We start from the raw sequence: 2,533 nt of genomic DNA, 5'->3' as shown, positions 1-2,533 counted from the left end.
CCCAAGGTTCCCTCTGTTGGGCCAGGTTCCCCGTCGGCGGCGCAACCGTAACCCGCGTATAGCCGAAAAGGGAGGTCGGACTGCCCTGAGCTGGGCTTATATTCCTGGCGGCGGAGTGGGTTTTGCTCGGCTCCGCGGGTCTGGCGCCAACCCGCGGAGCCGAGCAAAACCCACTCAGCCGCTAGGAATATAAGCCCAGCTCAGGGCCGTCCGACTTCCATTTTCGGCTATACGCGGGTTACGGTTGCGCAGCCGACGGGAAACGTGTACAAAAAGAGGGAACCTGGGCAGGGGGCCCAGGCAAGAGAGAGGATTCCAACATGAAGGCTACGGTCAACGAGGATTGCATCGGCTGCGGGCTCTGCGAGGGCACCTGCCCCGACGTCTTCTCCATCTCCGACGACGGCGTTGCCGTCGCCATCGAGGAGGACGTTCCCGAGGAGGCCGAGGAGGCCGCCCAGGAGGCTGCCGACAACTGCCCCGTCTCCGCCATCGTCGTCGAGTAGCATTCTCGACGCAGCGTCATCTGACGTCGGGCGGGAGCCGCTGCGCCGGCTCCCGCCCTTTTCTGTAGGCAGCACCCGGAGGTGACCCATGATCCTGGCCTCGCAGTCCCCCCGCCGCCGCGAGCTGCTCGCGGAGGCGGGCTTCGAGCTCGACGTCCGCCCGGCCGACGTGGACGAGTCCCGCCTGCCCGACGAGCGTCCCGTGGAGCTCGTGGGGCGTCTCGCTGCCGAGAAGGCCGAGGCAGCCCGCGCGGCGGCAAACGTCGTCCCCGCCGACCGCCTGCTCGTCGCCGCGGACACCATCGTCTGGATTGGTGACGAGGCGCTCGGCAAGCCCGCCGACGCCGCGGACGCCGCCCGCATGCTGCGCGGGCTCTCCGGGCGCACGCACCACGTCTCCACGGGCGTCTGCGCCCTGCTGCTCGGCGACGACGGCTCCCGCCTGCGCGACGCGACCTTCGTGGAGACCACCGACGTCACCTTCTGGGACCTCACCGACGCCGAGGTGGACGCCTACGTCGCGACCGGGGAGCCGCTCGACAAGGCCGGCGCCTACGGCATACAGGGCGCCGGGCGCATGCTCGTCCGGTCGGTGTCGGGCGACTACCAAAACGTCGTGGGCCTACCGGTCTCGCGCCTCGTGCGCGAGCTTGCCGCGCTCGTCGGCGACGGCAGGGACCTCGTGGCAGCATCCATAAGAAACGGAGGACCCCTTGCCTAGCGAGAAGAACATCGAGAGCGTCACCCAGATCCCCGGCATCCTCGTCGGTCACGCCACGATCGAGGACGCCGCCACGGGCTGCACCGTCATCGTCTGCCCCGAGGGCGCGACGGGAGGCGTCGACGTGCGCGGCGGGGCGCCGGCCACCCGCGAGACCGACCTGCTGCGGCCCGAGGAGACCGTGGACGTCCTGCACGCCGTCGTCCTCTCCGGGGGCAGCGCCTACGGGCTCGCCGCCTCCTGCGGGGTCGCCGAGGAGCTCGAGCGCCGCGGGTACGGCCTCGACGTTGGCGTCGCGCGCGTGCCCATCGTGTCCGGCGCGTGCCTGTTCGACCTCGCGTGCGGCAGCGCGAACGTCCGGCCGGGCGTCGAGGAGGGTCGAGCGGCGTGCGCCGCAGCCTTCGAGCGCGCCGGAAAGCCGCTCGCGCGCGGCAACGTGGGCGCGGGGACCGGCTGCACCGTGGGCAAGCTCGCCGGGCCGGAACGCGCGATGAAGTCCGGCCTCGGGGAGCGCGTGGAGCGGGCGGGCGAGCTCGTCTGCGGCGCCGTCTCCGCCGTGAACGCCTGCGGCGACGTGCGTGACCCCGACACGGGCAAGATGGTCGCGGGAATGCGAACCGAGGACGGCGCCCGGCTCGCCGACAGCGTCGAGGTCCTTCTCGGCGGGTTCGCCCGGATGCCGCTCGAGCGCACGAACACCACCATCTCGTGCGTGGTCACCAACGCGCGGCTCACCAAGGCGCAGGCGACCAAGGTCGCGCAGATGGCCGCGGACGCCTACGCGCACGCAATCTCCCCCACCCACACCACCAACGACGGCGACACCGTCTTCGTGATGGCGACCGGAGCGGTGGAGGCACCGGTGGACGTCGTGGGCGCCCTCGCGACGAGGGCGCTCGGCCGCGCCATCGCGGACGGCGCCCGCCAGGCGACCGGCGCGTACGGCTACCCCGCTGCGCGCGACCTCGGCTAGCCCCGGGACGCGAGCCTCCTGGGGTTTGACGCGCCAGGGCGCGGACGGGCGCCCGGCTTCCGACACGAAATGCGCCGAGTGCGCGCAGGGTAGCGCGCACTCGGCGCGCTTTATGTCCGAGCGGTCACGAATCCTGCCCAATGCGCGTAGGGCAGCGCGCACTCGACGCGCTTTATGTCCGAGCGGTCACGAATCCCGCCGAGTGTAGATTGCGTGCCAAAAGTTGGTGTCACGGGCCGATTGGCTAAAGAAACGGCCATCACCTAGAATCTTGAAGTGTCGAAGTTCGAGATGAAAGGGATGGCCGCAATGGACACTTTACACGATGAAGGG

Annotated in this window: 3 protein-coding genes; all 3 read left to right on the top strand. The window is 70.5% G+C overall.

Going from position 1 to position 2,533, the window contains the following annotated elements; translation table 11 throughout:
- Window positions 1-320 precede the first annotated feature (320 nt).
- Window positions 321-506, top strand: coding sequence for a ferredoxin (locus BQ7106_RS00030; protein WP_072369405.1), 186 nt, complete (start codon window positions 321-323; stop codon window positions 504-506).
- A gap of 88 nt (window positions 507-594) precedes the next feature.
- On the top strand, window positions 595-1,227 hold the full coding sequence (locus BQ7106_RS00025; RefSeq protein WP_072369403.1) for a Maf family protein: 633 nt from the start codon (window positions 595-597) through the stop codon (window positions 1,225-1,227).
- Complete coding sequence (locus tag BQ7106_RS00020) at window positions 1,220-2,200, top strand: P1 family peptidase (protein WP_072369400.1); 981 nt, start codon at window positions 1,220-1,222, stop codon at window positions 2,198-2,200. The genes BQ7106_RS00025 and BQ7106_RS00020 overlap by 8 nt, the downstream gene beginning before the upstream one ends.
- The last annotated feature ends 333 nt before the right edge of the window (window positions 2,201-2,533 follow it).

This window comes from Thermophilibacter mediterraneus (genome assembly GCF_900119385.1).
GTDB classification, from domain to species: Bacteria; Actinomycetota; Coriobacteriia; order Coriobacteriales; family Atopobiaceae; genus Thermophilibacter; species Thermophilibacter mediterraneus.
This window is presented reverse-complemented; position numbering and strand designations above follow the sequence as displayed.

Bases quoted from the DNA above. Each gene is read 5' to 3' on its own strand.
- BQ7106_RS00030 (WP_072369405.1), top strand. From the start codon at position 321: ATGAAGGCTACGGTCAACGAGGATTGCATCGGCTGCGGGCTCTGCGAG.
- BQ7106_RS00025 (WP_072369403.1), top strand. From the start codon at position 595: ATGATCCTGGCCTCGCAGTCCCCCCGCCGCCGCGAGCTGCTCGCGGAG.